The following is a 25828-nucleotide window of genomic DNA, read 5'->3' as shown; positions in this document are numbered from 1 at the left end:
TATTCATTTATCTATATAATCCAAAGATAAATTAGTTAAAAGGAGATTAAATTAGCTCCTTAATACCAATAATAGTATCTAAAAGGAGATTAAACCATCATTATTCTTTAATTCTCCTTTATTTAACATATCTTCCAGAACATTCTCTATACGGTCAAAGGTTTTTTTACTGGTGGTTTTAAACCCAAATAACCGGGAGGTTTTAATAATTAGTTCCCTTTTATTAATTTCTTTTTCAAATTCTAAGACCATTTTCAGTGCTTCTCTTATCTCTTCAGCAGATATATAGGTAATATCTACTTTATATTTCCTTTGGCGCACATCTATCCGGGAAGTATCATTTAAAAGAAGGAAATCACCACTTCGGCGGATGTTACCATTGTTTTCTGCCATTTCCATTCCACTGGAAATGATATTTCGCACCTTACTACCGGCTCTTCTTAGTCCGCAACTTTCTCTGATTCTTCTAATTACCTCTTCTGAATGTATAGGTCCTTCTGTGGATACAATCTCACTCACCACCGAAGATATGGTGGGTATGGAAGACTTGTACAGATCATCTCCACTATTAAGACTAATAGTATCATAGGTCTGGTAGGGTATCAGTTTATCCTCCAGCCGGGGAGGAGCATCCTCGGGTACTTCATCTATTCTTGGGGTAAAAACAGGATCTTTATCTACATTAGGATTAAAAGTAGAATCATCATCTAAATCAGAACTAATACCGGTACCTGGTTCTTTATCAAAACTATCACCAGTATCATTACCTGCATCAGGATTAAAACCAGTAACCGGTTCTTTATCATTTAAATCCTCATCTTGAGGGGTACTTATATCCTCAGCCATATAATCTACCTTCGTAGGCTGGTTCACATTAACTGATACTTCCCCTCCATTTGAATCTGAATCTAATGACTCTCCCCCATTTCCTTCTATTTTCTCCCCTTCACCCAGAACATCCTCCCAGATATCCGGCACTTCCTCCTTAATTAAATCATTTCTAATCTTCTCTATGGCCACAAGAATTTTTTTCTGGGTCTCTTCCCGGTTACGGTACCAGTCAGTGGACCACACATGAATTATCTTCCATCCCAGTCCCTCCAGAATCTGTTCCCTGAGCCGGTCCCGGTCCCGTGCAACCGGGGAGCTATGGTACATGGCCCCATCACATTCAATTCCCAGGAGATATCTACCAGGATTTTGCTCATCCAGGATAGCCAGATCCACCCGGAATCCAGCACAACCCACATTACGCTCTACATCCAATTCATTATCCACTAAAAATTGGTAGAGAGAGTTTTCAAAGGTACTCTGGTATTCATCTTTTCCTGATTCTCTTTCCATAGTTCCGGTTTCAGCGTACTGAAGGAAGTTTTTAAGGGCACGAACCCCAAAAGGAGTGCCGGAATTTACATGGAGATCCATGGACTGGAAATTAGAGAAGACCACACATTTTTCACGGGCCCGGGTAATAAGCACATTTAAACGCCTTTCACCACCTTCCTGATTCAGAGGTCCGAAATTAAGGGATATTTTATGATTTTCATCAAAACCATAACCAATGGAGATTAATATTACGTCCCTTTCATCTCCCTGGATGGTTTCCAGATTTTTAACAAAGAAATGCTCCTTATTTTTTTCCTGGAAGTACTTTTCCATGGCAGGGTTTTCTTTACGTTTTAATTCCAGTTCTTCTAAAATGGCATTCATCTGTGCCACCGAGAAGGTGCCCACCCCCAAACTCCGGGTATCACCATATTCCTGGAAGTGGTTAAAAATCATGTTAACCACTTCTTTAGCTTCTAAAGGATTAGATCTACTTTTTCCTCGTTCATATACTGTTTCTGGATGATACTCATGTTTTAATCCCAGTTCTTGACTTTCATGGCAGGGTGAAGGATATACCAGGAGGTGGTTGTCATAGAATTCCTTATTGGAAACTGCTATTAGTGATTCGTGCCGACTGCGGTAGTGCCAGCGGAGCATTTTAACCTGGAAACTGCGCTTACATAAATGTAGAATACTTTCCATATCAGCTGCAGTAGCTATTTGCTCTGTTTCTTCTTCTGAAGATATCATTTGATCAAAAAAAGATGTGGGGGGTAACTGGTTGGTATCACCCATTACCACTGCAGTTTTAGCCCTTAAGAAAGCTCCCAGGGCATCTTCTGGTTTCACCTGGGAGGCCTCATCAAAGATAACCACATCAAACTGCATCCGGGAAGTGGTGGGATCCAGGTACTGGGCAATGGATAAGGGACTCATCATAAAACATGGCTTGATTTGTTTTATGAGTCCACCCGCCTTGCTTAATAATTTTCTTAAAGGCAGGTGTCCTCTTTTACGGGTGAGCTCCCCACTCAAGATACTGGCCTGGGAATTAGGTGCAGCACCTCCAAATACCAGGGGCATTTCCTGGTTCAATTTATGGAATAATCGTTTACGATTTAATTCAATAATACGGGAGTCCAGTTTTTGGAACTCCTTAATTCTTCCCTGGTGCAAATCTCCAATAAAAGTATAGAGTATGGATAACTCTTTAAAGGCCATAGCCAGTAAACTATCAGCGAGGTTACCCTCCATGGCACTTTCCACATCTTCCAGTTTTATTTGACCTGATTCCACAGAGGGTATGAAGGCCGCCGCCCGGGTTTTCATACACAATCTTTTCTTTTCCAGGTACTGGGACCATAAGGGTAAAATACTTAAGTTTTCCTGCCAGTCCTTTAATTTAGATTTCCACTGATTATAAGTAACATATTCTCCTTCTTTATTAAATATGACATGACTGTGGGTGTTAAGACGATTTTTTAGTTTATCTAACCTGATACTGAAGCGATCAGCATCTATTAAAACCTCTTTTTTATGGGAGAGTACTTTGCTTTTTTCTATTCCCTGGGCTGCCAGTTCAATAGTTTTATCGGTGATAATTTTATCCTGGACCAGTTTTCGCAAGAGCACTATCCAGCGGGCGGTGGCATTAAGATCAGTCAAAGAAGCGTTTTCCAGGTTCCACATAGAGCCAAAGAATTTACGGGCCTTCACTTCATGGCTTAGGAGTTCATTGTACAAATTAAGGTAATCTTTTAAAGATTCTAAATCCTGTATTATCTCATAATCATTAGTGGGGGGTGTTTTAAGGTAAAGGGAGTCTATTTCATTTTTTATTTTACGGTATTTACCACTTAAGAATTTAATTTTACTGGAAGATTGTTCCAGGTACTCCTGCAGGAGACGGTCCAGGTCTTTTTCCCGGGCGGAGTCATGAAATTTATCCAGAATATTACGGGTGCTGTGCAGTTTTTTAAGTTTATCCAAAAGCAGGAAAGCATCATTTTCATGTTCATCCCATACTGTTGAATTTAAAACTGCCAGGTCAACTGGTCGGGACTGTGCCAGCACATCAGCGGCTTGAATGGATTTTTCAAATTCATTAAAATTCTTAGATGGTTTAATCCCATAGCAGTCCTCCATGGCTCGTACCTTTTTACGTAAGGATTCTAAAAGATCCCGGGTTTCCTGAATAAGTAATTCTATACCCTGAGCATCAGGAGGTAAAATCATCCCCGGGTCGGTACCAGACCAGGTATTATCTGAAAGAGGAGGTAATAACTGGGCTAATTTAGCCAGGTTTTCCAGTTCAATAATTGATTCTTCCCATTCTTCCGGGGTTATAGTCTCTGGAGAAGGGATTCTTACCGGGGGTAGATTTTTAAAGTGTTTTTCAGCATTTTCCTTCATCCCAAATAACTGGAAAGGAGATAATCTTATCTGGTAGAGCGGCTGGTGCAATCCCTGGTTATAATCATTTAACTGTCGCCGCAGGGTTTCTAGCCGGTTTAACTGTCGTTCAATATCCAGTTCTTCTGGGGATGATTCATTTAAAGATGATTCCAATTCCTGTAATACGTCTTTTTTACGGGTTTTATGGGAGTGGAGTTCCAGACAGAATTTACCCAGGCCGATACCATCCAGCCGGTTTTTAACCACTTCCAGTGCCGCCATTTTTTCACTGACAAACAGTACTGTTTTTCCATGGGCCATAAGTTCAGCTATGAGATTTACTATGGTCTGGGACTTACCTGTACCTGGAGGTCCTTCCACCACCAGGTTATTTCCGGATTTTACATCTTCAATAACTGCAATCTGGGAAGAATCAGCATCCATAACGTGGTAGACGTTCTCATACTGAAGTTTACTATCCACTTCACTTTCCTGGAAAGTTGATTTTCTTTTATGGGGGTCTGGATTGAACAAGGCCTCTATTAATGGTTTTTCAGTGATATCCACCCCTTCTTTATAGGAGGCCGGGTCCAGGTCCCGGTACATTACAAATTTTGTAAATGAAAAAAATCCTAACTGGATTTCTTCCAGGACCTGCCAGTCTTTCATGGTTTTTATGGATTTTTTTACTTTTTTTAAGTATTTTTCCACACCCTCCGGGGTAAGAGGCATTTTAAATTCCGGTAAATCCAGGTCCATTTCCTTTAACTTGGCCTGGAGGGATATATTGGTTAGTATATCATTACCATCCCAGTGTATGGAAAAGGATTTGCCTACCTTTCTTCTTTCCAGGATTACGGGGATTAATATCAGAGGGGCCTTGCGCACATCTGGTTCATGTGGTTCAGTCCATTCTAAAAAACCCAGCCCTAAATAGAGAATATTATATCCCTGCTCCTGAAGCATGGTCCGGGCCCTTTGATTAATATAAAAAAGTCTTCTTTGTAGTTCAGAAGGGGTTAAATCAGTTTCTAAAAATCGGGACTTATTTTCTTCTGTGATTTCCACTTCAACAGGAGGTAGTTCCCATAAATCAGAACTCTTATTTTCTATTTCAACTTCATCTTCCTTCTCTTCTTCTATTGCTTCTTTACGAGGTAAAAATTGCATTTTCTTTTCTTTTAAAAGTAGAAAATCATAGATATGGTTGAGGTCACCTTCTACTACCTCAATAGTACGGGAACGTGGGCGAAATTTTAAAAGCTGGTTACGCATACTTAAATCCAGGAGTTTCCTCCTTAGACTTTTAAATTCTTTTTGAATAGCGGCTGTGTTTTTATTCCCCATCTTAAGTTCCCTCATATTAATTTTTAAAAATTATTCAATTTTATTTAATTACCAGGCCCGGGCAAGGTACATTGTTTGTGATATTTACTTAAATAACTTATCTAATAAATATTTTGAGGATAGAAACAAATAGGTGTATCTTCACAACCCGGGAGTAATGTATTTAACCTTAAATTTCATCATGCATCCGGGACAGGATAAGGGCCAGGGTAACAATATCCATCCGGTTGTGTTCAATGATAGGTACCAGAGGGCCGATATTATCCTCTTTTTGATAGGTTTTATAGTAACCGGGTATGTGGCTACCTGGTACATCATCCACCCGTTCTATATCAAATAAATGCCTTTCTATAGTGGTAAGCCGACAGTTTGGTAGATAAGATCCCCAAAAACGACGGGAATAATGATATAAATCAAAATGAGTTCTGGAAAGATCCTGTTCTATTTGAAAGTAGTCGAATCGGTTTTTGATATAGGGTAAGTCAAAACTGGCCCCATTAAAAGATACAAAAGCAGATTCCTCACATAAATGAGAGGTTATCCCGGATAAAACCGCGGGTTCCTCACCCAGATCACGGCACAGGTACTGCCGGACCTCTATTTCATTTTTTTTCAGGGTGGCTTCCCCCATAAGGATAACTGGCTGGTGGTTTAATCCCAGGGTTTCAATATCCATAAAAATAAAATGCTCCGGGTTTTTATATCCGGCACACTCCAGCACCCGTTCATGGGAGGAGGGGTAGTTTTTTTTAACCAGTTCTATAATAGAGGAACTATCCTTCTCTTCCAGTTTATTAAGGAACATTTCAGCTTTCCAGCCAATTTTAGGGTGATTTTGTAGTTTTTCTATATCGGTGAATCCTTCTTTTTTTAAGCGAGATTCGGTGGCCGGACCAATACCCGGGATGAGTTTAAGATCACCTATCATTGATTTTTTTATGTCATCACACTTTTTTAGACAAAAATCAATTTTATCCCGGGATTTTATGAGATAAGTAGTTCCATAAGTGGTTTCTATTTCCTCTCCACCAAAAACCTCATCCAGGGTTTTATCCTGGTATTCATTTAAAAGACGGCGCTTTAAATCAGTCACCGGGTCTAATGATTCCCGGAGATGGTCTTGGTGACTATTATTCTGGTGGAGTGGCATTTTAATCATCTTAAATAAATCTTAAAATCAATATCAGATAATCTTGCTTATTAATTATTATTTAATCCTTAAAATAGTTTTAGAGAGCATGTGGAAATTAATTTAAAATAATTCCGGCATAAAAAATGGGATTAGTACCATAAATTAAGTTCCCCAAAAAAAACTATTAAGAAGTTTTGGGGGAGAATAAAGCAGGTAACATTCCGGAAGAAGGCTGATTACTGGAGTTAACATTTGTCTATAAAACATAATCAGCATATTTATTAACTATAACCTATTAATTTGTTATTATTAAAAAACAAAATTAAGGTGTTGCCTTTGAAGAAAATACAGATTTTGAGTATGTTATTAATAGTATGTTCCGTATTGGTAGCTGGCTGTACCAGTGAGGGTGATGATTGGTCCTCCAATAAAACTTACTCCGGGATGGGAGTAAGCTTTGATTATCCCGGGACCTGGACTGATCAGAGTAATGACCCCATGCTGGTAGATACTTTTGGTGAATCAGGAGTAGCTTTTGGTAAAGATAATGAAATCTTTGGTTTTGTAGTAGTGGATGTTGGTGTTTTATCAGCAGCAGACAAAGATAAATTGATAAATGACCTTATAGAAACCTATAAAACTGAACTAAGATTAACCAACGAAAAAGATATCATGGTGGATGGTGTAAGTGCCAAATTACTCTCATCACCCAACCCCACTGATGGTATATACACTAATGTAGCCTTCTGGATAAAAAATGAAGATTTATATATTACAGTATATACCTCTGAGAAGAGTGGCATAGAAACCTTTGAGAGAATTCTAAACACTTTCAAAACCACTTAAATTTTTAATTTTATTTTTTTATTTTTAGAAAAATAATAATATTCTATATTTTAAGAATTTTGTACTCCTAAAAAGGTCATTAAAAACTTATTCCTTTTTTGGTTATCCTGATGACCATAAAGTGTTTTTTTTAGTTGATTATACGTGCTATGAAATCAAATTTTAATCCGGGATCTATTTTGTAAGATTAAAAGTGGTTTTATTATTAAAATTACAGTAATTTGCGCAGACTATCTGAAGCCTGCTCATGGTCCGGGTTTAAGGTTAAAACCCGGCTGAAGTACTGTATAGCTCCTGGTATATCCCCCTGGGATTGTAATATCACCCCTAAAAGATACCAGGCATTATAAAACTGAGGATCCTTTTTAATAATATCCAGTAAATTGAGTTTAGCCTCCAGATACTCTCCGCTGTGGTAGAGGGCAATGGATAAAAGGTAAGATAACTGTAAATTCGAGGGTTTTAATTGCAGGGCTTTAGATAAATATTCAACTCCCTGAGCACTATCCCCTTTTAAGTCCAGAAGCTGGCCCTTTATTTTTAATAGTTCCCAACTTTCAGGTTGCATATCCAGGGCATTATCCACCAGAAATAGTGCTTCATCCAGTTTCTCAGATTCCATTAATTCCAGGGATCTACACTTAAGTTTATCCACACTATCAAATTCTATATAGGACTCGGATCCTGCTGTGGCAGCCATTGGTTTAACCTTAACAGGTTTTTGATATTCACCTATCACTTCTTTTAATTGACCGGATTCTGCTTCCTGCATCATTTTTTTAAGTATATAGCTGGTGGCTTTTTTGTGCAGGGGCCGATTCTCATTACCACATTTAGGAGAATATATGCAGGAAGGACAGCCTTCCTTACAATTACAGGTGGTGATAAGATCCCGGGTTGACTTTATAAGTTCTTCAAAGACCTGGATGGCTTTTTCTGCTAATCCTATTCCTCCTTTGTGGGCATCATATATGAAAATGGTGGGGGCCTGGGTATCCGGGTGATATGGAGTGGATAATCCTCCAATATCCATACGGTCACACATCACATGCAAGGGGAATAAGGCAATAAGGGCATGCTCGGTGCCATGTAAACCTCCAGCAAATATATCATCCCCGGTGAATTTCTCCTCCAGTACCTCTTTTAAGTGGGAGGGCAGGGTAAACCACATACCCCTGGTTTCAAATTTCAGGGGAGGTAAATCCAGGGGATAGGTACCCAGTACCTTACGGTAGTTAAGTAATTTGTATTTATGGAAATCTTCTCGAACTTCCAGAACCCCAAAGTGTACCTTCAATCCTCCTATCTGTCGGTTTTCTATTTTTTCCAGGACTTTTATATCCACTTCCTTGAGAACCTGGGTATGATAATCCACACTGCGCCGGGCCACATTTATTATCCTCTTTTTATTATCAAAACTCTCCACCGTATAGGTTTCACCCTGATTTATCAGTACCGCTCCTTCATGGGCTTCCCGGTAAGCCTGAGATCTTTCCATTCTCTCCAGTAACCGTCCTGAATGCATAACCCGGAATATATCCGAGGATATCTCATCCAGACCATGTTTAAAAGCAGGATTATCCCCGGCAATATACATCCACTTATGGAGATTATTCCGGATTAAACCATCCCTTTCTGCTTCCTCTAAAAGCAGAGGATCACCATAAAAGTATTCTTCTAATTCTTTTTTTGTAAGGGGTAGTTCATGGATAGCGCACAGTAGATGTCCCTGGATGATATGAGGATTATGTAAATCTATTATAGCGTTTTCATGAGGTTTATCAAAGAAAAAATGGGGGTTTTTCATGAAGTACTGATCCAGAGCATTTTGAAAGGCCAAAAGCACCACCAGTGAATCATTTTTCCGTCGACCAGAGCGACCGGCCTGCTGCCAGGTGGATATCATGGTTCCCGGGTAACCCGAGATAATTACTGCATCCAGTGATCCAATATTTATACCCAGCTCCAGGGCATTGGTGGTGGTAACCCCTATTAATTCCTGGTTTCTTAACTTTTCTTCAATTAACCTCCTCTCACTGGCCAGGTACCCTGCCCGGTAAGCAGTTATTTTTTCAGTTAATTTAGGTTTACGTAAGTCAATTTCCTTTTTAGACCACATGGCAATTAATTCTGCCATTTTACGGGATACTGTGAAGCACAGGGTCTGTAATTCATGTAAAATAAAGTATAAAAAGAGGTTCTGTGTTTCCTGATGCACTGAAAGGTCAGACTTCTTCTTGTAAGGATTATAGAGGATGAAGTGCTTTTCCCCCCGGGGGGAGGTGTCCTGGGTCACCACCTGGAAGGGTTTACCCACCAGTTTCTGGGAAAACTCCTGATGGTTGGCCAGGGTGGCCGAAGAGAGAATAAACTGGGGGTCTGATCCATAATATTTGCAAATCCGGCGCAGTCTTCTGATTAAAAAGGCTACATTGGAACCAAATACACCCCGGTACTGGTGTGCTTCATCAATAACCACGAATTTAAGGTTGCGGTAGAAGCGCGCCCACTGATGGTGCCAGTATAATATCAGATGAAGTTCATAAGGGTTGGTTAGTACCAAGCGGGAATGACGCTTAATATAGGGCCTATCACTTTTAGGTGTATCACCATCATAAATGAATGGTTTTAAATCCAGTCCCAGTTCTTTTTCCAGATCTTTCAGGACTTCCCACTGATCATTGGCCAGGGCTTTAGCAGGATAGATGTATAGTGCGGTGGACTTATCATCACCTAACTCTTCCATAATAGGTAAATTAAAGGCCAGAGTTTTACCAGAGGCTGTGGGGGTGGTTATAAGCACATTTTCCTTTTTTCTAAGGAGTTCGAAGGCCTGGGACTGGTGCTGGTAGAGCTTTATACCATTATTCTCCAGATAATTCTGGATATTAGGTGGAAGATTTTCCACCTTCTGGTAGGTACCTTCCCGGGAAGGCAGGGTTTCTATATGTTCAATTTTATCCCGAAACCGGATGTCCCTTCCTATTTGATTTAAAATCTTCTTGACCATGGTTTATCCTGTCAGTAGCTTACCTGCATATTTATTACTAATACGTCTCAGGGGTTTATAAAGATTTGGAAGGATTAGCAAATTCTAATATTATTATCAAACATGGTAAAATAATGCTTAGTCCGGAATATATCTAAAAAAAGTAATATTATTTAAATTAAAGATTCTATATTACCTGCCTAATAACGGCGGCAATGGTTTTAAGTAAAACCGGTCCATCCATCCTTACCTGGTGAATGATGTAGGATGGTCTTAGATAAAAACTAAAAAACGCTTTTTTTTGCATTTTCTTTAAATCATCCAGGGAGCATTCCACAGTCTCCATAATAGGGGAAAGTAAGGTGAATTTGGACCAGTCTTTCACTTTTATTAAGTTTTCTTCAAAGGCCTGGTGGTAAAAACGGGTCCCGGGATAGGGTGTGGCCAGAGAGAAAATAGCATAAGAGGGTTTAAGTTCCTGTACAAAGTTAATGGTATTCTTAATACTGCTATAGGTATCTCCTGGCATACCCAGCACCACCGAGGCAATGGTGCGCATTTTTTCTTTACGGGATATTTCAAAAGCCTTTCTAATACGATTAATGGTAGTTTTTTTATTCATACCATCCAGTAACTGTTGATCTGCAGATTCCACCCCCATAAAGATGGTGATGCATCCTGCCTGGCGCATGGTTCTAATTATTTCCTCATTCAGGGTATCCACCCGGGCGGTACAACCCCAGAATACATCCAGATTTCTTTCTTTTATGAGCTGGCAGATTTCTTTTACCCGGTGAGGAATAAGAGTGAAGGTATCATCCATAAAGGCAATGGTTTCTATACCCAGCTCATTTACCAGATATTCCATTTCATCCACAATACTCTCTGGAGATCGTAAACGAAGTTTAGATCCATGTAAAGCAGCTGATGCACAAAAAGAACACTGCATGGGACAACCTCTACTGGTTATCATGGTGGTCATACTGCTTTTTAGATTGAGGAAGGTGTAATTTTCCAGGGGCAGGAGGTGTCGGGCAGGTAAGGGCAACTCATCCAGGTCACTTATCAGGGGCCGGGAAGGGGTAACTGTATCTCCCCAGGCTATTCCCTTAACCCGGGACAGGTCACCACCACTCTCCAGAGTCTTTACCAGTTCGAGCATGGTGTATTCTCCTTCTCCTCGAATAACCACATCCACATAATCTTTTTGAAGGATTTCCTGAAAATTAAAACTGGGGTGATATCCCCCCATAACTACCATGGCCTGGGGGCAGGTGCGGCGTCCTAATTTAGCAGATTTTAGGGCCTGGGAAATGGTGGGAGTTAAAGCGGTTATGGCTATTATATCCGGATTACTCAACTTTAATTCTTTTTTTAATGTATCCCAGCTCATTTCCATGGCAGAGGCATCTATAATATTTACATCCACACCATTTTCTTCTAAAACTGCAGCCATATAGGCCATTCCTAAGGGAGGAGCTACCACTCCCATGAATTTATATTTAGAAGAAGTTTGGGGAGGATTTACAAAAGTTACCTTCATTATTTTCACCTTTTATAATGTAAAAAAGATAATATCAATAATAAAGGAGTAGTCCCTCCTACAACTTAAAAAAGATAATAATGGTATTTATTAATATAATAATGCATTTAATTATATTAAAAGGACTATATAAAAATTAGTATTAGGGTGATTATTATGAGTGAATGGATAGAAGTTAAAAAGGATGAAGACGAAGCCAGAGAAAAACCCACTATATGGGATCCTCAGGCTGCAGGAGAATTTATTACTGGTATTTATATTGAATTGGAAGAGGGTGTGGGTCAGTATAAGAGCAAGATGTATACTCTCAAAAATGAAAAAGGTGAAGTTAAAATCTGGGGGTCCACAGTACTGGATGGTTTAATGGAGAAAGTACCTTTAGGGGTAGAAGTAAGAATCACTTTTGAAGGAAAACAACCCTCCAAGCAGGGTAAAAATCCATGGAAGGATTATAAAGTGGAATACAGGAGTATCTAGCAGTTCCCTTAAAAAATCTACTTACTCACATATTTTTTTGATTATGGCTAATTTTAAAAAGAAGAACATGAATTAGTTTTAAAAAATAAAAAGATTAAATTATTCAATAAAGTACAAAATTTAGATTTTAAAAAATAAAAAAAAAAGTAATTAATCAGGCTTCACTGATTAATTTAACCCGGGTTAAAGCAGCGATATTAGTATTTAAGGCCCTTAGATCTTCTTTATTTAAGTTTCGAATATCGTTATGGCCACATATCTGGGCTAACATTTTTATTTCTTCATTCATGGCATTGATGAAGTTACTAACCCTTTCTCCCTTGGTTTTGGGTTCCAGTCTTCTTCTCATCTTCAAATCCTGAGTGGCTATTCCTTCCCGACAGTTTCCACTGGCACAGGATTCACAGCCACGACATCCCATGGCTATAAGTGCCGCAGTGGCCACATATACAGCATCAGCCCCTAATGCCAGGGCCTTGGCTGCACCAGCACCGTCTTTTATACCACCGGCCATGATGAGATCCACCTCATCCTTAACTCCCATGTCATTTAGACTATCCACTGCCTGGATCAGGGACCCCACGGTGGGTATACCCTGTTCTTCAATCACCACATGAGGAGCAGCACCGGTTCCACCTTCCATACCATCAACTGCCACAATATCTGCTCCTGCTTCTACCGCCAGGCGTACATCATCGTATACCCGGCCAGGTCCTAATTTAACAATAATAGGTACCTGGGAATCAGTTACTTCCCGGAGTAATTCCACGTGTTTACCCAGATCTCCTTTCTGGGTGGAATCTAAAAATCGGCAGGGGCTTAAAGCATCAGTTCCCATGGGAAGTCCCCTTACCCGGGCCACTTCCGGTGTTATTTTCTCTGCCAGAAGGTGTCCACCCATACCCGGTTTAGCCCCCTGACCCACCTTGACCTCTATGGCCTCGGCACTACGCAAATAAGAAGCCGAAACCCCGAACCTTCCAGAGGAGTATTGCACTGTTAGTTTATCAGCAGCAGCCCTTTCTTCAGGAATGAGGCCTCCTTCTCCCGTATTGGCAATGGTTCCAGATAAACTGGCTCCAATGGCCAAAGCCACTTTACTTTCTTTACTGAGTGAACCATAGGACATAGCCCCGATCATGATGGGAGTATCCAGAACCAGGGGATTTTTAGCATAACGGCTTCCCAGAATAACCTGACTGTTACATTCTTCCCGGTATTTGTCCACTGGAGGAACAGCCAGCTGACCTGGTACCATGACCAGTTCTGATAAGGTGGGTATTTCTCTTCTTACTCCACAGGATCTTACCCGGTAATTTCCCTGCAGGGCTTTTCTCTGGATTTCATCCATATCTGGGTCAGTCCACATGGCCCGGGGATCAGCAGGCACCGCACTTACTGATATGGCATCATTGGGACACATTTTAGCACAAATTCTGCATCCAGCACAACTCTCCATCCTGGTGGGGAAAGGCTGGTCATTTATGACATCGTATACCTCATTGGGACAGTTGTTGTAACAGGAGTAGCATTTTTTACATTGTTCATCGTCCTTGTCATCACATTTATACCAGCAGCACCCTTCCCGGTCGAAACTTCTAAGGCAGAGATCTTTATTTCTTGTAACTATAAATGGCATATTATTAACTTCCTTTTTATGCTTTTTCCTCTTTTAAGGCTTTGAATCCTATAGAGGCTACACTGTATTTGGTTCCGGCGGCTTTGACCACGGTTCCAATATCACTGGTTAGTCGGGGTTTAGGTTTCCATGCTTTTTCTTCATCTTCACTTACAATGAATACCTTATCCACAATTCCTTCCTTTAAAAGGTAACTTAAAATAGCAGTTACTGCTCCACCATCCTGGCCTTCTATAAAATTAGCATTAACTGCTTTAATATCCAGATAATCACCTATGGGTTTATCATCCAGGTTTCGAGGTAGTACGGCCTCAGTTACATAAGTTCGGGGGCAGGCGGTGTAGCAGGCATGACATCCTTCTTCACAGCTACCTTTGATATATGGTTTACGGTCATGGATTTTGATTATATTGGTGGGACATACAAATTCACAGGCCCCGCAGAGCACACAGGCCCCTTCACTTATCACATCACTCTCCAGGTTCTCAAACTGGCATTCCTGCACAAAATTCTGGAATTCTTCTTCACTAACCTCCCGACGGTATACCACCGGTCGGGATATGGCCTCTCTTTTCTGGATATTTATCCGGTTAGTGGATTTTTTACTGGTGGCTATCCTTTTAAGTAGGTTTAAACCTTTTTCTTCAATAGGCCGGGTTTCTATTTGACCCTGTTTTTCCAGGGCTTCTATGATTTCCTGGCCCTTAGGGGTACGTATTATTACGGTGGACCAGCCCTTAGGGGAACCTATAGAACCAATAGATATGTCCGATATGTCCGCGGTGTAATCAGAACATATATCACAGTTTTTCCTGATGAAACCTTCTGCTTTTACCAGTGGGACTTCAAAGGTGGTTCCATCTTTTTTAAGGAATTTTAACTGGTTTTGTTCTATACTGCATTCTTTTACTTCGTTGATATCCACCTGGTTTTCTTCTAAAAACATCCGCATGTACTTGTAGGAAAAGGTTTCCATGCAGAATAATCCTATCTTAATATCAATAGGGGAACCACCGGTGATATCCGGGTACTTGTTAACTTTTGTTGCGGCCAGAACCTGGCAGGGAGTTCCAACCATGGCTATTTTCTCGTCATTCATTGTATTATTCTCCTAATGTCCATAGAAGGGTCTTTTGCTTTGACAATCTATCTTTTTAAAGGCATCCAGGTCAAATTCAAGGTGGTGAGCATTTAATATTTCACTAATTTTAGTTTTATCTTCCTCATCCAGATTCCTGTAGGCTGCATTCTTGCCCAGGCTTTCCACCTCACCGGTGATATAAATGTGGCCCCCTAGCATCCAGTTTCCAGTTTCGGTAGAGGCATTGCCCAGGATGATAATATCTCCCTGGAGCATGAACATACCGGCCTGCGATCCTATATCCCCCTGAACAATGATTACTCCGCCCTTATTTAGTTCCGCTAAAGAGTTTCCAGCATCGCCCTTAATAAGTAGATGCCCTCCGTACATACCATATCCTGCACCGTCACTGACTGAACCTTCCACTATAATCTCTCCGGAAGTCATGTTGTTACCCAGAAAACGGGCGGTGTTTCCTTCAATCTCTATACGGGATCCTTCGTTTAAGGCTCCTATAAAGTCTCCGAATTCTCCTTTTAAGTTGAATTCAACACCTGAGGGGTTTCCCACGGCAATAGAATCTAATTTATCATTGTTTTCTATAATTATCCTGTTTTTTTGCTCCTGAAGAGCTTTTTTTATTTGTTGATTGATTTGATGGGTTGTGAGATTTTCATCACTTATTTTTAATTCAGGACTCATGTAGTGATTCCTCCCATAAAAGTAGGTTTAATTAATTAAAAGCTGTTAATAATAGCCTTTTTAAACCGGCTTGTTTGTTCAAGGTAGTAAGTTAGTAATCCCTTAAAATATGCCGATTTATTCATTTTAAAACAGGCATATCATTTACCAGCAGATGGCCTACACCGGCAGGTGGTTACCGACAACCTTGAACTATGAATTAAGCTTTTCGTGAATTTATTGTTAGATGTATATATATTTATTGAAAGTTCTAACAATATAGATAAGATTTAAGTAAATTTATTGTAAATTGTTTAATTTAAAAATCAAATCAACATTCATTGTTTAGTAATATTGGTTTTTTAATGCATGTTTGTTCTACTTTTTGGAAAAATATTCAAAATAGTATTAAATATTAATTCAATAATTATCCAACTGTTTAATTAAAATAATAAATAATGATAGAAGGGTTAATACCAAAAACGTTCAAGTGCCTGTAGACCATTCTGCTAAAATATTCCTGATTATTTAATAATAACTAGTAACAATTTATATCCTCCTTTTAACATAATATTACCTACCATGGAATCAAAAATATCAACATTCAAAATAGCAGTTCATATTCTGGGAAAAAATATTTAATTCTAAACAGGCATTATTCAGCTAGATTTTCACCAAAAATTCGTTATTTTTAAGGTTTGATTCCATTTGTATCAAACATAAGAGGTGAAAAAGATATGCGAAAAATAGCTACCATTTTTATGTTAATGGTTACTCTATCGGTAGTCTTTGCTGGTGCAGTTTCCGCCCAGGATGTAGATGTAGTGGTTATAGATGAAAATGATGAACTGGTAGAAGAAGCATGTGTAGGTGAAGAAGTAACAGTTGCGGTACTGGCCGAAAATACAGGTAATGAAACTATTGACAATGCTCTGGTTACCCTGCAGGAAGATCCAAAAAATTCACTCAGATGGTGGTCATATGATTATATAGATGTCCTGGATGCTGTGGCATACTTTAATGGTGTAAGATATGAAAATACTGCCCTCAATCCATTCTATTTCTATGATCTGGATTTAGATGCTTATGTATTCTGGATTGGATGGAATGGTCCCATGTTCCCTGGAGATGTTGCCGAGTTATATGTACCTGCCTGGGTAATGAGTACCGGTGAGATAACAGTAAATGCCATATTATGGGATTGGGAAGGATACCCCTTCGAACCAAATCCTGAAGGCCCAATATTCCTGGATGAAGATAGTTACACCTTCATGGGAGTAGCATGCCCGGTTCCAATTGATGCTGCCACGGTACCCATGCAAAAAACTGGTACCCCCTTAGCCTTAGCTCTTGTGGGATTACTGAGTATAATAGGCGGAACCATCTACGGTAAATTCAGATAAAACACCTATTTTTTTATTTTTTTATTTTTTTTAAGCATAATTCCTATTAAAAACATTTTTTCATGTTTTTACTCTTTTTATTCAACTAATTTTTTAAGAAAAATAATAATCATATAACTCTTTTTTTATCCTGAACACCTTATTTTAATTTAAAAACAATTTACCAGTTTGACAAGTAGTTTATAGGATAAATTAGGATAAGCTGCCTGGTTAACGGTTCCGGTAAAATATAAATCTTTACTGGGGCAGTAATAGCTAAAGGCCCCGGATAATCCGGAGTGGCCCCAGAACTCAGGAACCCTTTTTAAGGGGGAAAAGATTCGAGGCAAATTAAAACGCATAAGTCCCCTCCGTATTGTAAGGGGAAAAATATCTTATTCCATTCCTGCAATTCCTCCAGATATCCTACTGGAAAAAAAGTATCCTTAAAAAAAGCCTTTAAAAATATCATTGATTCTGAAACGGTGGATACTATACCTCCATCCCCGCGAAAAGAGGCCATGGCCTGAGGGATGTGTAATTTTTCCTTTTTATAGTAAATATCCTCAGGTTCAGTATCCTGGATATCCTGATAGAGATAAGTGTTTTCCAGTTTAAGGGGCTGGAAAATATATTCCTGGAGGGCAGATGCAATCTTTTCTTTGGTTATGGTTTCTATTACCTGATCAAGTAACTGGAAATTAGTATCAGAGTAATGGGCCTTGCCGGGAGTGCCTGGTGCAAATTGGGGTTTCATAGTTCTAACCATATTCATTACATCCTCAAAACTCCAGCACTCATCCTGGCCATTTAAAAGTGTTTTAATGAGTTTATCTTTATTTACGGGTTTATCTTCAAAGTAATCCGGCACCCCAGAAGTATGGGCTAAAAGTTGCTTTATAGTGATACTTTCACTGTAGTCCACCCCTTTAAATACCTGGATTCCTTCTATTAAGTCCGGTGCCAGGTAATCTACCAGGGTATCATCTAAATCCAGTTTACCCTCCTGTCTAAGATGCAATATCATGGCTGTGATATATAATTTAGTGGTGCTGGCTATAAAATAAGAAGAGCCGGTATCCATATTCCCGGCAGATCCTTGCCAGGAAAATGAACCATCTCCAGATTCAATCTTTACCACCACGCCCTGTATCTTTTGAGGATGGAGGGTTTTATTCAGGATATTTTCTAGTTTAGAGGTGATTAAAGAAGACATATTGTAACCTTAATTTAAATTAAATGTATAATCATCTTTTATCATTAATTACTTTACTTAGTTTAAATTATGGATTTTTTGACTTAATTTAATTTTCCAAAATCATGCAATTGCTATTTACGTACCTAAATAGAAATTTATAGATTATGATCCCGTATAAGAAATTTCAATTACTTAAATTAATAGAGTAATTAATTAACAGGGATTAATCAAATAGATTATTTATAAAATTGGTATCCTGAATTAATATTTAGTCGATTTTTAATCAAAAAAAATTTCAAGTACTTTAAATAAAATTTATTACAGGAAGTGTAACTATGGATGATAAAGAAAAAGTTATTAAGGCCTTTAAAGAATCAGAAGAACCATTAAATGCCACCAGAGTTAGTCAGATATCCGGTGTGGATAAAAAAGAAGTAGACAAGATTATGAAACAGCTAAAAAAGGATGAGACTATAATCTCTCCTAAAAGGTGTTACTGGACTTTAAAGTAATAACTTTTATAAATACTTCTTTTTTATTAAAAGCTATCTAAGGGATAATATTTCTAAAAAAGATTAGGAATCCCCTTTTAAATCAACCTTAATTATATAATCACCTGTTGGTGATTTATCATGGGGAATTAAATCCACCATAAAATTATTTTGTTCTATAGTAGATACTGTATCCTCCGATGCAAGAATACCTGGTACTAATACCTGGAATCTTCCTTCAGGTTTTAAGTAATCTCTTACCTTTTTGGTGAATCCGGTGAGTAATTTTTCAGGGTTTAAATCAGTTGAAGTGGCCAAAAGTTGAGATAGATTAAAGATAATTAAATCAAATTTTTCATTTTCAACAGATTCGAAAAGCTCTCCTTTTTTTAATTGAGTATTATAAGTCCGGTTGGCTATGATATTGGCCAGAGAACATCTAAGGGATTTTTCACTGATATCAGTGGCCACTACATTACGGGTTCTCTGGGCACAGTACACGGTAACTAATCCTGCACCGGTCCCAATTTCCAGTATCTCATCAGTTCTTTTAATATTTAAATTTTCCAAAAGAAAATAGGTATCCATGGATGGTTGAGGCACTGATTCATGGGTTTTGATTAAAATTCCTTGGTAATTGATCATGTTTTACTACCTAATAATTAATTAAAAGTGATATGCTAAAATTTAGAGGTGATGTTATTTTAAGATTTAAAGTATTTATTTTAAACAGTAAAATATCTATTTTCAGACTTAAACTATCTTACTTACAACAAATTAATATCTATTTTCAGACTTAAACCATCCTACTTACAACAAATAAATATCTATTTTCAGACTTAAACTATCTATCTAATTTTTTTTATAAGGGGTGATTATCCACCTGTAAAATATTTCCTCTTGATTTTACGCTCAACAAAGCATAATCATTTTTAAAATATAAACCATCATAATTTTCCTTTTTTAATCAACTTAAAACCTATAATTTTATATTTACTTTAATCATATTATAGGTTAGAAGATATGATATCTACCTTAAAATGTGGGGCATGTTTTATTAAGGCGAGGTTTAAGTATGGGTATTTCAAAAGAGGACCTGGAACTGATTGAAAAAATCAAATTATATCGCCAGGATAAGGAAAAATTAGAACTACTGGACTTTAAAAACCAGGCCCTGGAAAAAGAAAATAAACAGCTTAAAGAGGCATTAAAAGACCTGCAAAAAGATATCATAGGAAATAAAAAGATATTAAACCAGATAAATGCTCTTAAAATCGAGAATATTGAGTTAAAAAAAGAACAGGAAACGCAAAAAAGTCACTTCGAACTGGTGGTCACCACTCCTAAAGAGGCCCGTACGGTATATGGACAAATTCGCCAGAACCTGAAAAAAGCTAAAAAGGAGGTGCTGGTTTGTTCCCCCTGGATTACCTACCTGGTGGAGGAGTTTTCCGGTGTGGAAAAAGAGGTTAACATGAAAATTATTACCAGTTTCCGGGAAGAAGATATCAAATCAGGGATAACCAGTCTGGATAAGCTCCGGGCATTGATGGAATCAGGAGCACATATCCGCTATAATAATAACCTGCATGCCAAGATGATGTTTATTGACTCTGAGGTGGCCATCATCTCCTCAGCCAACCTCACCCGTAAAGGATTGGGAGTTAACTATGAAGCCGGAGTGCTCATTAAAGACCCGGATCAGGTGAAAAAAGCCATAGAATTTTTCCAGGGCGTGTGGGATGAAAGTGAAGACCTGGATTATGATCAATTGAAAAAATATGCTATTCTTACTGAATGATAACCCACTATTCTAACTATATTTATTTCATATACTAAAATTAGTTAAAGACTGGAAATAATCCCCTGTATACGAGAGAATGAATATTAGTATCCCCCTTATTTTAAGCTGAGACCCTGGTGAAGATATGAGTGATATTAACCCTGATTTAGAGGCCATTACCCGGGAGATAAGGGAGTATATTCAAGGTGAGATGAGGCCTTCTACCAAAATAAAAGGGGAAGTGGTGGAATTAAATCCCCTGCAAAACACCCTGCACCTGGTACTTAAAAAAAATTATGATTTTTATCCCGGGGCCCTGGTACTCCTGGATGAGGATTTTGCCACGGTAATGGATTATTATGGTCCCCACCTGATTTTAAATTATAAAAAAATCCATAAACTAAAACTGAACCAGAAAGTCCTGGTGGATACTAATTTAATAAACCTTATTTTAGAAAAACTAGAACGGGCCATAGACAAAATTGAAGAAAACCAGCTTAATGAAGATAATAAGAGAATTCTTAAATTTTTAATTAATAAAGGCCAGCCCCAATATAACACCTCACATCTTGATTATATGGCTCCGCATCTAAACCAAAAACAACATGATGCGGTAAAAAAATCCCTGAAAGCAAAAGATTTTCATTTGATTATTGGACCTCCCGGGACAGGTAAAACTACGGTTATACGAGAAATTATACAAACGAAGGTGCAAGGTGGAGATAGAGTACTTGTTACTGCCTGGACCAATAGTTCGGTGGATAATATTCTGGAAAAACTGAATTTAGATGGAGAAAAGATACTGCGACTGGGTAGTTTAAGTGAAATATCTAGACCGGTGAGGCACCTGGCACTACAGGAGCAAAGGAAACATCATCCCCAATGGTCTCAGGTAAGGGAATGGGATGAGAAAATAAAGAACACCTTTCTGGCCATTAAAGAACAGGTGAGTGAAGATAAAAAAATTCAAAAGCAGATTAATATTTTAAGATCTCAGATTTTTAATTTTAGAAACATACTATACCGCCTGAAACATGAAAAAAAAGAGCTGATTCCAGCTAAAACCACTTTACTTTATAAAAATGATTCTAACTCCGATAATTTGATAATAGAAAAAGAAATGGGTCTTAAAAAGAAAAAAGCAGAAGAATATCTGGAACTGGCCGGTAATATCTATGAGTTAGGGGAACTGGAAGCAGAACTTCCCGATAATGATACTTTTTATGCCCTGGAAAAGGAATTAAAGGAATTAAAATCTAAAAAAATTTTAAAGAAGGTTTCCTCTATTTTTAATTCTTCAAAATATCAGGAATTTGAAATAGAAATTCAAAAAAAGGATAAAGCTTATCAGGAAATGGTTAATACTTTCCAGGGTTACTGGGAGGCCCATGACCTGTTGGAGGCTGAGCTGGAACAATTATATCCTCAAGGGGAGGGTGATTTAATTGGTGATGCAATTAAATCCCAGCTGGATATTTTAAAATCCCAGGCATCATTTTTAGATTTAAAAAAAGTAGAGATTGAATCAGAAACTGCCCGAATTACTGATAAAGTAATATTAGAAGCTTATGATCATTACTACCAGGCTCTGGATAAAAAAATGGTCCTGATAAATACCGAGATAAACCAGTTGAACCTGGCCATTAATCTTAAAAAAAATAAAAGGGCTAAAATAAAGGATGATTTAGAAGGCCTTAAAAGCAATCTGGATAAATTAAAAGCGGATAAACAGAATTTGATAATGGATATTGAAAAAGAGGTGTTTTTTGGGGTTAAGGTGGTGGCTTCCACTGTTATTTCTTCTTCCCATCGTTTAATGGAACATGATAACTTTGATTGTATGATAATGGATGAAGCCAGTCAGGTGGCCAGTTTCATGTCTCTTCTTCCCTTAATAAAATGTGGTCACTTCATCCTGGTAGGGGATGATAAGCAACTCCAACCTATAGAAGAATCCAGGTTATCCCCGGCACTTAACCAGTCAATCTTCAATCGTTTACTGGATTATTACCCAGAATCAGCCACTTTTTTAAATACCCAGTACCGGATGCATCAGGATATTGCCAACCTATCCAGTGAATTATTCTATAAAGGTAAATTACTAACTGGTAGCACCGTAAGCGAGCTTAAACTCATGGATAATTTAAGCAGCAGTGAAGGGGACAATCTACCTGAAGCAAAATACAGTAAAATAAGAAAATTCCCATCCAGTGCCTATGGAAATGATAATAAAGATAAGAATAATGGTCTCCTCTTAGATTTTGAATCTCTGGCCCAATTTAATAACCAGGACTTACTTAACCTTGCATCTCCTTTAACCTATATTGATACATCTAAGCTGGATTACTTTGAGGATGAGACCGGTAGTGGTTGTGTGAATACCGCTGAATCTAAGCTGGTAGTTTACCTGGTGGAAAAATTTCTTAAAAATGGTTTAAGTGCAGAAGATATGGGAATTATCACCCCTTACCAGCGGCAAAAACAGAAGATAAAAGAAATCTTGAATAATGAGCTGGTGGAGGTGGATACCGTTTATCGTTTCCAGGGCCGGGAAAAAGAAGTAATCATCCTCAGTTTTTGTAAAAGTGGCCTGGGTAAATTAAATCCTTACACCAAAAAATTCATGGCCCAGAAACCCCAGCTTAATGTGGCCCTCACCCGGGCCAAAAGAAAGTTAATGGTGGTGGGAAACTCCACCACTCTAAAAAAAGCAGGGGATTTAAGAAAGCTTTTAAAATTAATAGGAGAAGATAACACCATAATCCTGGAAAAATAAGTTTTTCATAAAATATAAGCAAAAAAAAGATTTTTAAAAGAATTTTTCAGGAAATTATTTTTTTTAGGTATAAACCGTATACTCTATGATTTAATGAGTTATTCCGAATTATTATTTTTAATCATAAGCAGTATAAATTCACTTACATCCTGGAAATACTGGTCATGATCTATACCCCTTTTTTGGAGTAACCTCTCATGATCTGAGGGTATGTGGGATAAACTCTTGGAGATGGCCGATAATAGAATGGCTGTTTCCACCGGATCTATATCCGGGCGCATGGTTCCATCAGCTATTCCTTCTTCTATGGATTTTTCTAGAATAAAGAATCTTTCATTACGTAATTTAAGTACTTCTTCAGCGCATTCACTTACATAGGACAGGGAAGTATCATCTTCTTTTTGTGATAGAATATCACTTTGTGGTGGGCTGAATCTCCCGGATTGGAAGTAATTGTAGATATGAATATAATCTGGATATTTTTTGGTGAAGTCATAATAAGCATTTCTATAGGCATCCACCTTTTCCAGGCCATTTAAATTATCATTTATACTATCTCTAATCATGGAATTAAGAAGCCGGGTCCCTTTAACTACTATGGCAAAAAAAAGGGTTTCTTTATTCTGGAAATATAAATAAAGGGTGGCCTTGGATAGCTCCACTTCCCGGGCAATATCATTCATGGAAACATTATCATAGCCTTTAGAAAAGAATAATTTCTCAGCAGCATTAATGATATCCTGTCGCCTTTTCTTTTTTTCTCTTTCCCTTCTTTGAAGGATGGACATCTTCTTCACCCCTATAAAAATCGTAAATTTAATGTTCAACTCTTTATTTATAATAATTAATTATTAAATATTATCTGAAGGCCATAAATAGATGTATTGTTATTAAATTGATTAAATGATATCTAAAAAAAAATAGTATATTTTATAGGACTATGGTTAAATCTAAAAATAGTATATTAATCAATTTTATTGAACTATTGTTAAATTTAAAAAAAAGTTTTCTTAAAAAAGCTAAGGTTTCCGGGAATAAAAAAAAGAAGGGGTGGTTTTTTTTAGTAAACCACCTTTATCTTGTTTACTGGGCAGGGGTTATGAGATCCCTTTCACCGCAAGGGGTAAATTCCCTTAGGGCACCTTTAGCAATGGATTTTCTGGGATTTTTAAAGTCAAATGCCAGATTATCATCAGCAAAGGCTATTTTAATTAGAGGGTTAACACAGAAAGCATCTCCCCGGGCAGCGTGAGGTGCCTGGGCTATTCCTGCATATTCTGGCTGATGCCCCACATTCATAGCATAGTTAGGATAGTTAGGTCCTCTTAATTCATGGATTAAACCTTCATCACTACGTACCGATAGGGAGTTGGAAGCTCCACACTGGTCCTGCAGATCGTATCCATAGAATCCCAGTCTGCTGTGTACTTCTTTATGTAGAATCTGGCTGAGGTACCATCCATTGATTCCTGCATTGGAGTTTCCTGTGGCAAAAGCAGTAGAACATCCTGCAGCAGCGGATGCTACAGCAGCTCTCTGGGATCCTCCAAAGTGATCTTCCAGTAAGGTGGGTATTTCATATTGTTCCAGGGCATAGAGGGTTACTTCACTGGAGATGTCTTTTACCACATCCATACTGGCCTTTGTACCACATATACCATACTTTTTCTCCACATAGTCCATTCCATAGTAGAGGAAGTCATCCAGGATATCATCGGTATAGGCGGCACTGGCATACTGGGTAAAGCCCACTCCTCCAGACATGTAGGAACCCAGCCAGATCTGGTCATAGATAGCAGCTGCAGCAGCTATTACTTCCAGGCTTACTTCAGCTGGGTCTTCAGAAATTCGGGAGGTCTGGATCATATCGGCTAAGATACCAAAAGCAATACCTCCTGGCTCATTAGGTCCACGAGCTCTTCTAGCCGGTAGGAAAGTACCCATCTCTATTACATCAGCGTGTTTAGCAGCATAAGAAAAGTCAGCTATTGCTGCTTCTCCAGCACAGAGTTTGTAGGCTGAAATGAAACTCATACCGATTTGCATGGCTGACCATCGGGATACGGTTCCTCCATCACAGGTACGTACCACCATACTGGGGACCCGGCTAATCTGGTAGGTTTTATTGCCAATGTATTTTTTTAACATTTCGGCCTGGTCTTCTGGAAACTCCTTATTGATATCAATCAAGAATCGACTATCCAGTTCATCAGCCAGATTATCGTCTCCGGTGAATATTTTGGCATAACAGTCTCCTACTAAACCAGGGTGTACTTCTACCATGTGTTCCTGCACCACGGCCCCTCCAGGCAGGGCATGGTTTATGGTTTCCATGTAGTTATTGATGGTTTCCGGGGTTACTTCTACACCTAAACGTTTTTCCAGTACAGCATGACCGGTATCCATACCCACAATAATAGTTCGTTTTATATCATCAGATAACTGTTGAATGGCACTGTTGTTACAAAAGTGGAGGTCGTCTCCTTCTACATAGGTGTCGGTTCCGGATACTTTGTAGGCCATCAGTTTTCTTTGACCCAGAGGAACTCCTATATCTGGATTATAAAAGGGGAGTCCTCCTCTTTCTTTTACCAGTTTTTCTGCATGCTGGTTGAATTCCTTTTTACGAGGAGATTGCTCCCATCCACCGAAACAGTAGAAATCAGTGTTAGGTTTATCTGGATCCTCATCAAATTTATTTTTTAAAGCTTTTAAAAATAATTTCTTTTCAGTTTCCATT

General features: G+C 38.4%; 18 protein-coding genes. 6 read left to right on the top strand and 12 right to left on the bottom strand.

The features are described from left to right. Positions 1-78: 78 nt before the first annotated feature. Together HYG87_RS00870 and HYG87_RS00865 are read right to left on the bottom strand one after the other, a co-directional pair. Complete coding sequence (locus tag HYG87_RS00870) at positions 79-5070, bottom strand: DUF3320 domain-containing protein (RefSeq protein ID WP_249164864.1); 4992 nt, start codon at positions 5068-5070, stop codon at positions 79-81. A 169-nt stretch (positions 5071-5239) separates the two neighbouring features. Then, positions 5240-6220 carry a ribonuclease H-like domain-containing protein gene (locus HYG87_RS00865; protein ID WP_211533361.1) on the bottom strand — a complete coding sequence of 327 codons (981 nt, stop codon included), beginning with the start codon at positions 6218-6220 and terminating at the stop codon, positions 5240-5242. Between the two features lie 318 nt (positions 6221-6538). Between HYG87_RS00865 and HYG87_RS00860 the strand changes: the two genes are divergently transcribed. Beyond that, positions 6539-7048: a PsbP-related protein gene (locus tag HYG87_RS00860; protein ID WP_211533360.1), complete on the top strand. Its 510-nt coding sequence runs from the start codon at positions 6539-6541 to the stop codon at positions 7046-7048. A 211-nt stretch (positions 7049-7259) separates the two neighbouring features. Here the strand turns inward: HYG87_RS00860 and HYG87_RS00855 are convergent, their stop codons facing one another. Beyond that, positions 7260-10058, bottom strand: a complete 2799-nt coding sequence (locus HYG87_RS00855) for a DEAD/DEAH box helicase (RefSeq protein ID WP_211533359.1) — start codon at positions 10056-10058, stop codon at positions 7260-7262. A gap of 166 nt (positions 10059-10224) precedes the next feature. Beyond that, positions 10225-11580, bottom strand: a complete 1356-nt coding sequence (locus HYG87_RS00850; RefSeq protein WP_211533358.1) for a B12-binding domain-containing radical SAM protein — start codon at positions 11578-11580, stop codon at positions 10225-10227. A 156-nt stretch (positions 11581-11736) separates the two neighbouring features. Between HYG87_RS00850 and HYG87_RS00845 the strand changes: the two genes are divergently transcribed. Next, positions 11737-12057, top strand: a complete 321-nt coding sequence (locus HYG87_RS00845) for a hypothetical protein (RefSeq protein WP_211533357.1) — start codon at positions 11737-11739, stop codon at positions 12055-12057. A gap of 154 nt (positions 12058-12211) precedes the next feature. On the opposite strand, the gene HYG87_RS00840 is transcribed toward HYG87_RS00845, so the two are convergent. From HYG87_RS00840 to HYG87_RS00830, 3 genes are read right to left on the bottom strand one after another with little or no spacing between them, the layout of a single operon-like run. After that, on the bottom strand, positions 12212-13696 hold the full coding sequence (locus HYG87_RS00840) for a glutamate synthase-related protein (RefSeq protein WP_211533356.1): 1485 nt from the start codon (positions 13694-13696) through the stop codon (positions 12212-12214). Positions 13697-13712: 16 nt separating this feature from the next. Beyond that, on the bottom strand, positions 13713-14795 hold the full coding sequence (locus HYG87_RS00835) for a Coenzyme F420 hydrogenase/dehydrogenase, beta subunit C-terminal domain (RefSeq protein WP_211533355.1): 1083 nt from the start codon (positions 14793-14795) through the stop codon (positions 13713-13715). A 12-nt stretch (positions 14796-14807) separates the two neighbouring features. After that, positions 14808-15479 (bottom strand): GltB/FmdC/FwdC-like GXGXG domain-containing protein, encoded by a 672-nt coding sequence (locus tag HYG87_RS00830; protein WP_211533354.1) that lies wholly within the window; start codon positions 15477-15479, stop codon positions 14808-14810. Positions 15480-16195: 716 nt separating this feature from the next. Between HYG87_RS00830 and HYG87_RS00825 the strand changes: the two genes are divergently transcribed. Continuing rightward, positions 16196-16861, top strand: a complete 666-nt coding sequence (locus HYG87_RS00825; RefSeq protein ID WP_211533353.1) for a hypothetical protein — start codon at positions 16196-16198, stop codon at positions 16859-16861. Positions 16862-17010: 149 nt separating this feature from the next. On the opposite strand, the gene HYG87_RS00820 is transcribed toward HYG87_RS00825, so the two are convergent. Both HYG87_RS00820 and HYG87_RS00815 read right to left on the bottom strand, forming a co-directional pair. Further along, positions 17011-17202 carry a hypothetical protein gene (locus HYG87_RS00820; RefSeq protein ID WP_211533352.1) on the bottom strand — a complete coding sequence of 64 codons (192 nt, stop codon included), beginning with the start codon at positions 17200-17202 and terminating at the stop codon, positions 17011-17013. Beyond that, positions 17166-18056 (bottom strand): serine hydrolase domain-containing protein, encoded by an 891-nt coding sequence (locus HYG87_RS00815; RefSeq protein WP_211533351.1) that lies wholly within the window; start codon positions 18054-18056, stop codon positions 17166-17168. The genes HYG87_RS00820 and HYG87_RS00815 overlap by 37 nt, the downstream gene beginning before the upstream one ends. Positions 18057-18373: 317 nt before the next feature. Between HYG87_RS00815 and HYG87_RS00810 the strand changes: the two genes are divergently transcribed. Then, positions 18374-18550, top strand: coding sequence for a MarR family transcriptional regulator (locus HYG87_RS00810; RefSeq protein WP_211533350.1), 177 nt, complete (start codon positions 18374-18376; stop codon positions 18548-18550). A gap of 63 nt (positions 18551-18613) precedes the next feature. Here HYG87_RS00810 and HYG87_RS00805 read toward each other — a convergent pair whose 3' ends face one another. Beyond that, positions 18614-19174: a methyltransferase gene (locus HYG87_RS00805; RefSeq protein WP_211533349.1), complete on the bottom strand. Its 561-nt coding sequence runs from the start codon at positions 19172-19174 to the stop codon at positions 18614-18616. 430 nt (positions 19175-19604) lie between these two features. Here HYG87_RS00805 and HYG87_RS00800 point away from each other — a divergent pair, with 430 nt between their 5' ends. Together HYG87_RS00800 and HYG87_RS00795 are read left to right on the top strand one after the other, a co-directional pair. Beyond that, the gene (locus tag HYG87_RS00800; protein ID WP_211533348.1) at positions 19605-20330 is read left to right on the top strand and encodes a phospholipase D-like domain-containing protein; all 726 of its coding nucleotides are present in this window, start codon (positions 19605-19607) and stop codon (positions 20328-20330) included. A 127-nt stretch (positions 20331-20457) separates the two neighbouring features. Continuing rightward, complete coding sequence (locus tag HYG87_RS00795; RefSeq protein WP_211533347.1) at positions 20458-23088, top strand: DEAD/DEAH box helicase; 2631 nt, start codon at positions 20458-20460, stop codon at positions 23086-23088. Positions 23089-23186: 98 nt separating this feature from the next. Here HYG87_RS00795 and HYG87_RS00790 read toward each other — a convergent pair whose 3' ends face one another. Together HYG87_RS00790 and mcrA are read right to left on the bottom strand one after the other, a co-directional pair. Beyond that, positions 23187-23876, bottom strand: a complete 690-nt coding sequence (locus tag HYG87_RS00790) for a TetR/AcrR family transcriptional regulator (RefSeq protein ID WP_211533346.1) — start codon at positions 23874-23876, stop codon at positions 23187-23189. 295 nt (positions 23877-24171) lie between these two features. Next, positions 24172-25827 (bottom strand): coenzyme-B sulfoethylthiotransferase subunit alpha, encoded by a 1656-nt coding sequence (mcrA, locus tag HYG87_RS00785; RefSeq protein ID WP_211533345.1) that lies wholly within the window; start codon positions 25825-25827, stop codon positions 24172-24174. Position 25828: the final 1 nt, after the last annotated feature.

Source organism: Methanobacterium alkalithermotolerans (genome assembly GCF_018141185.1).
Taxonomy (GTDB): Archaea; Methanobacteriota; Methanobacteria; order Methanobacteriales; family Methanobacteriaceae; genus Methanobacterium_F; species Methanobacterium_F alkalithermotolerans.
The sequence above is the reverse complement of the archived record's forward strand: the minus strand, read 5'-3'. Positions and strand labels throughout refer to the sequence as shown.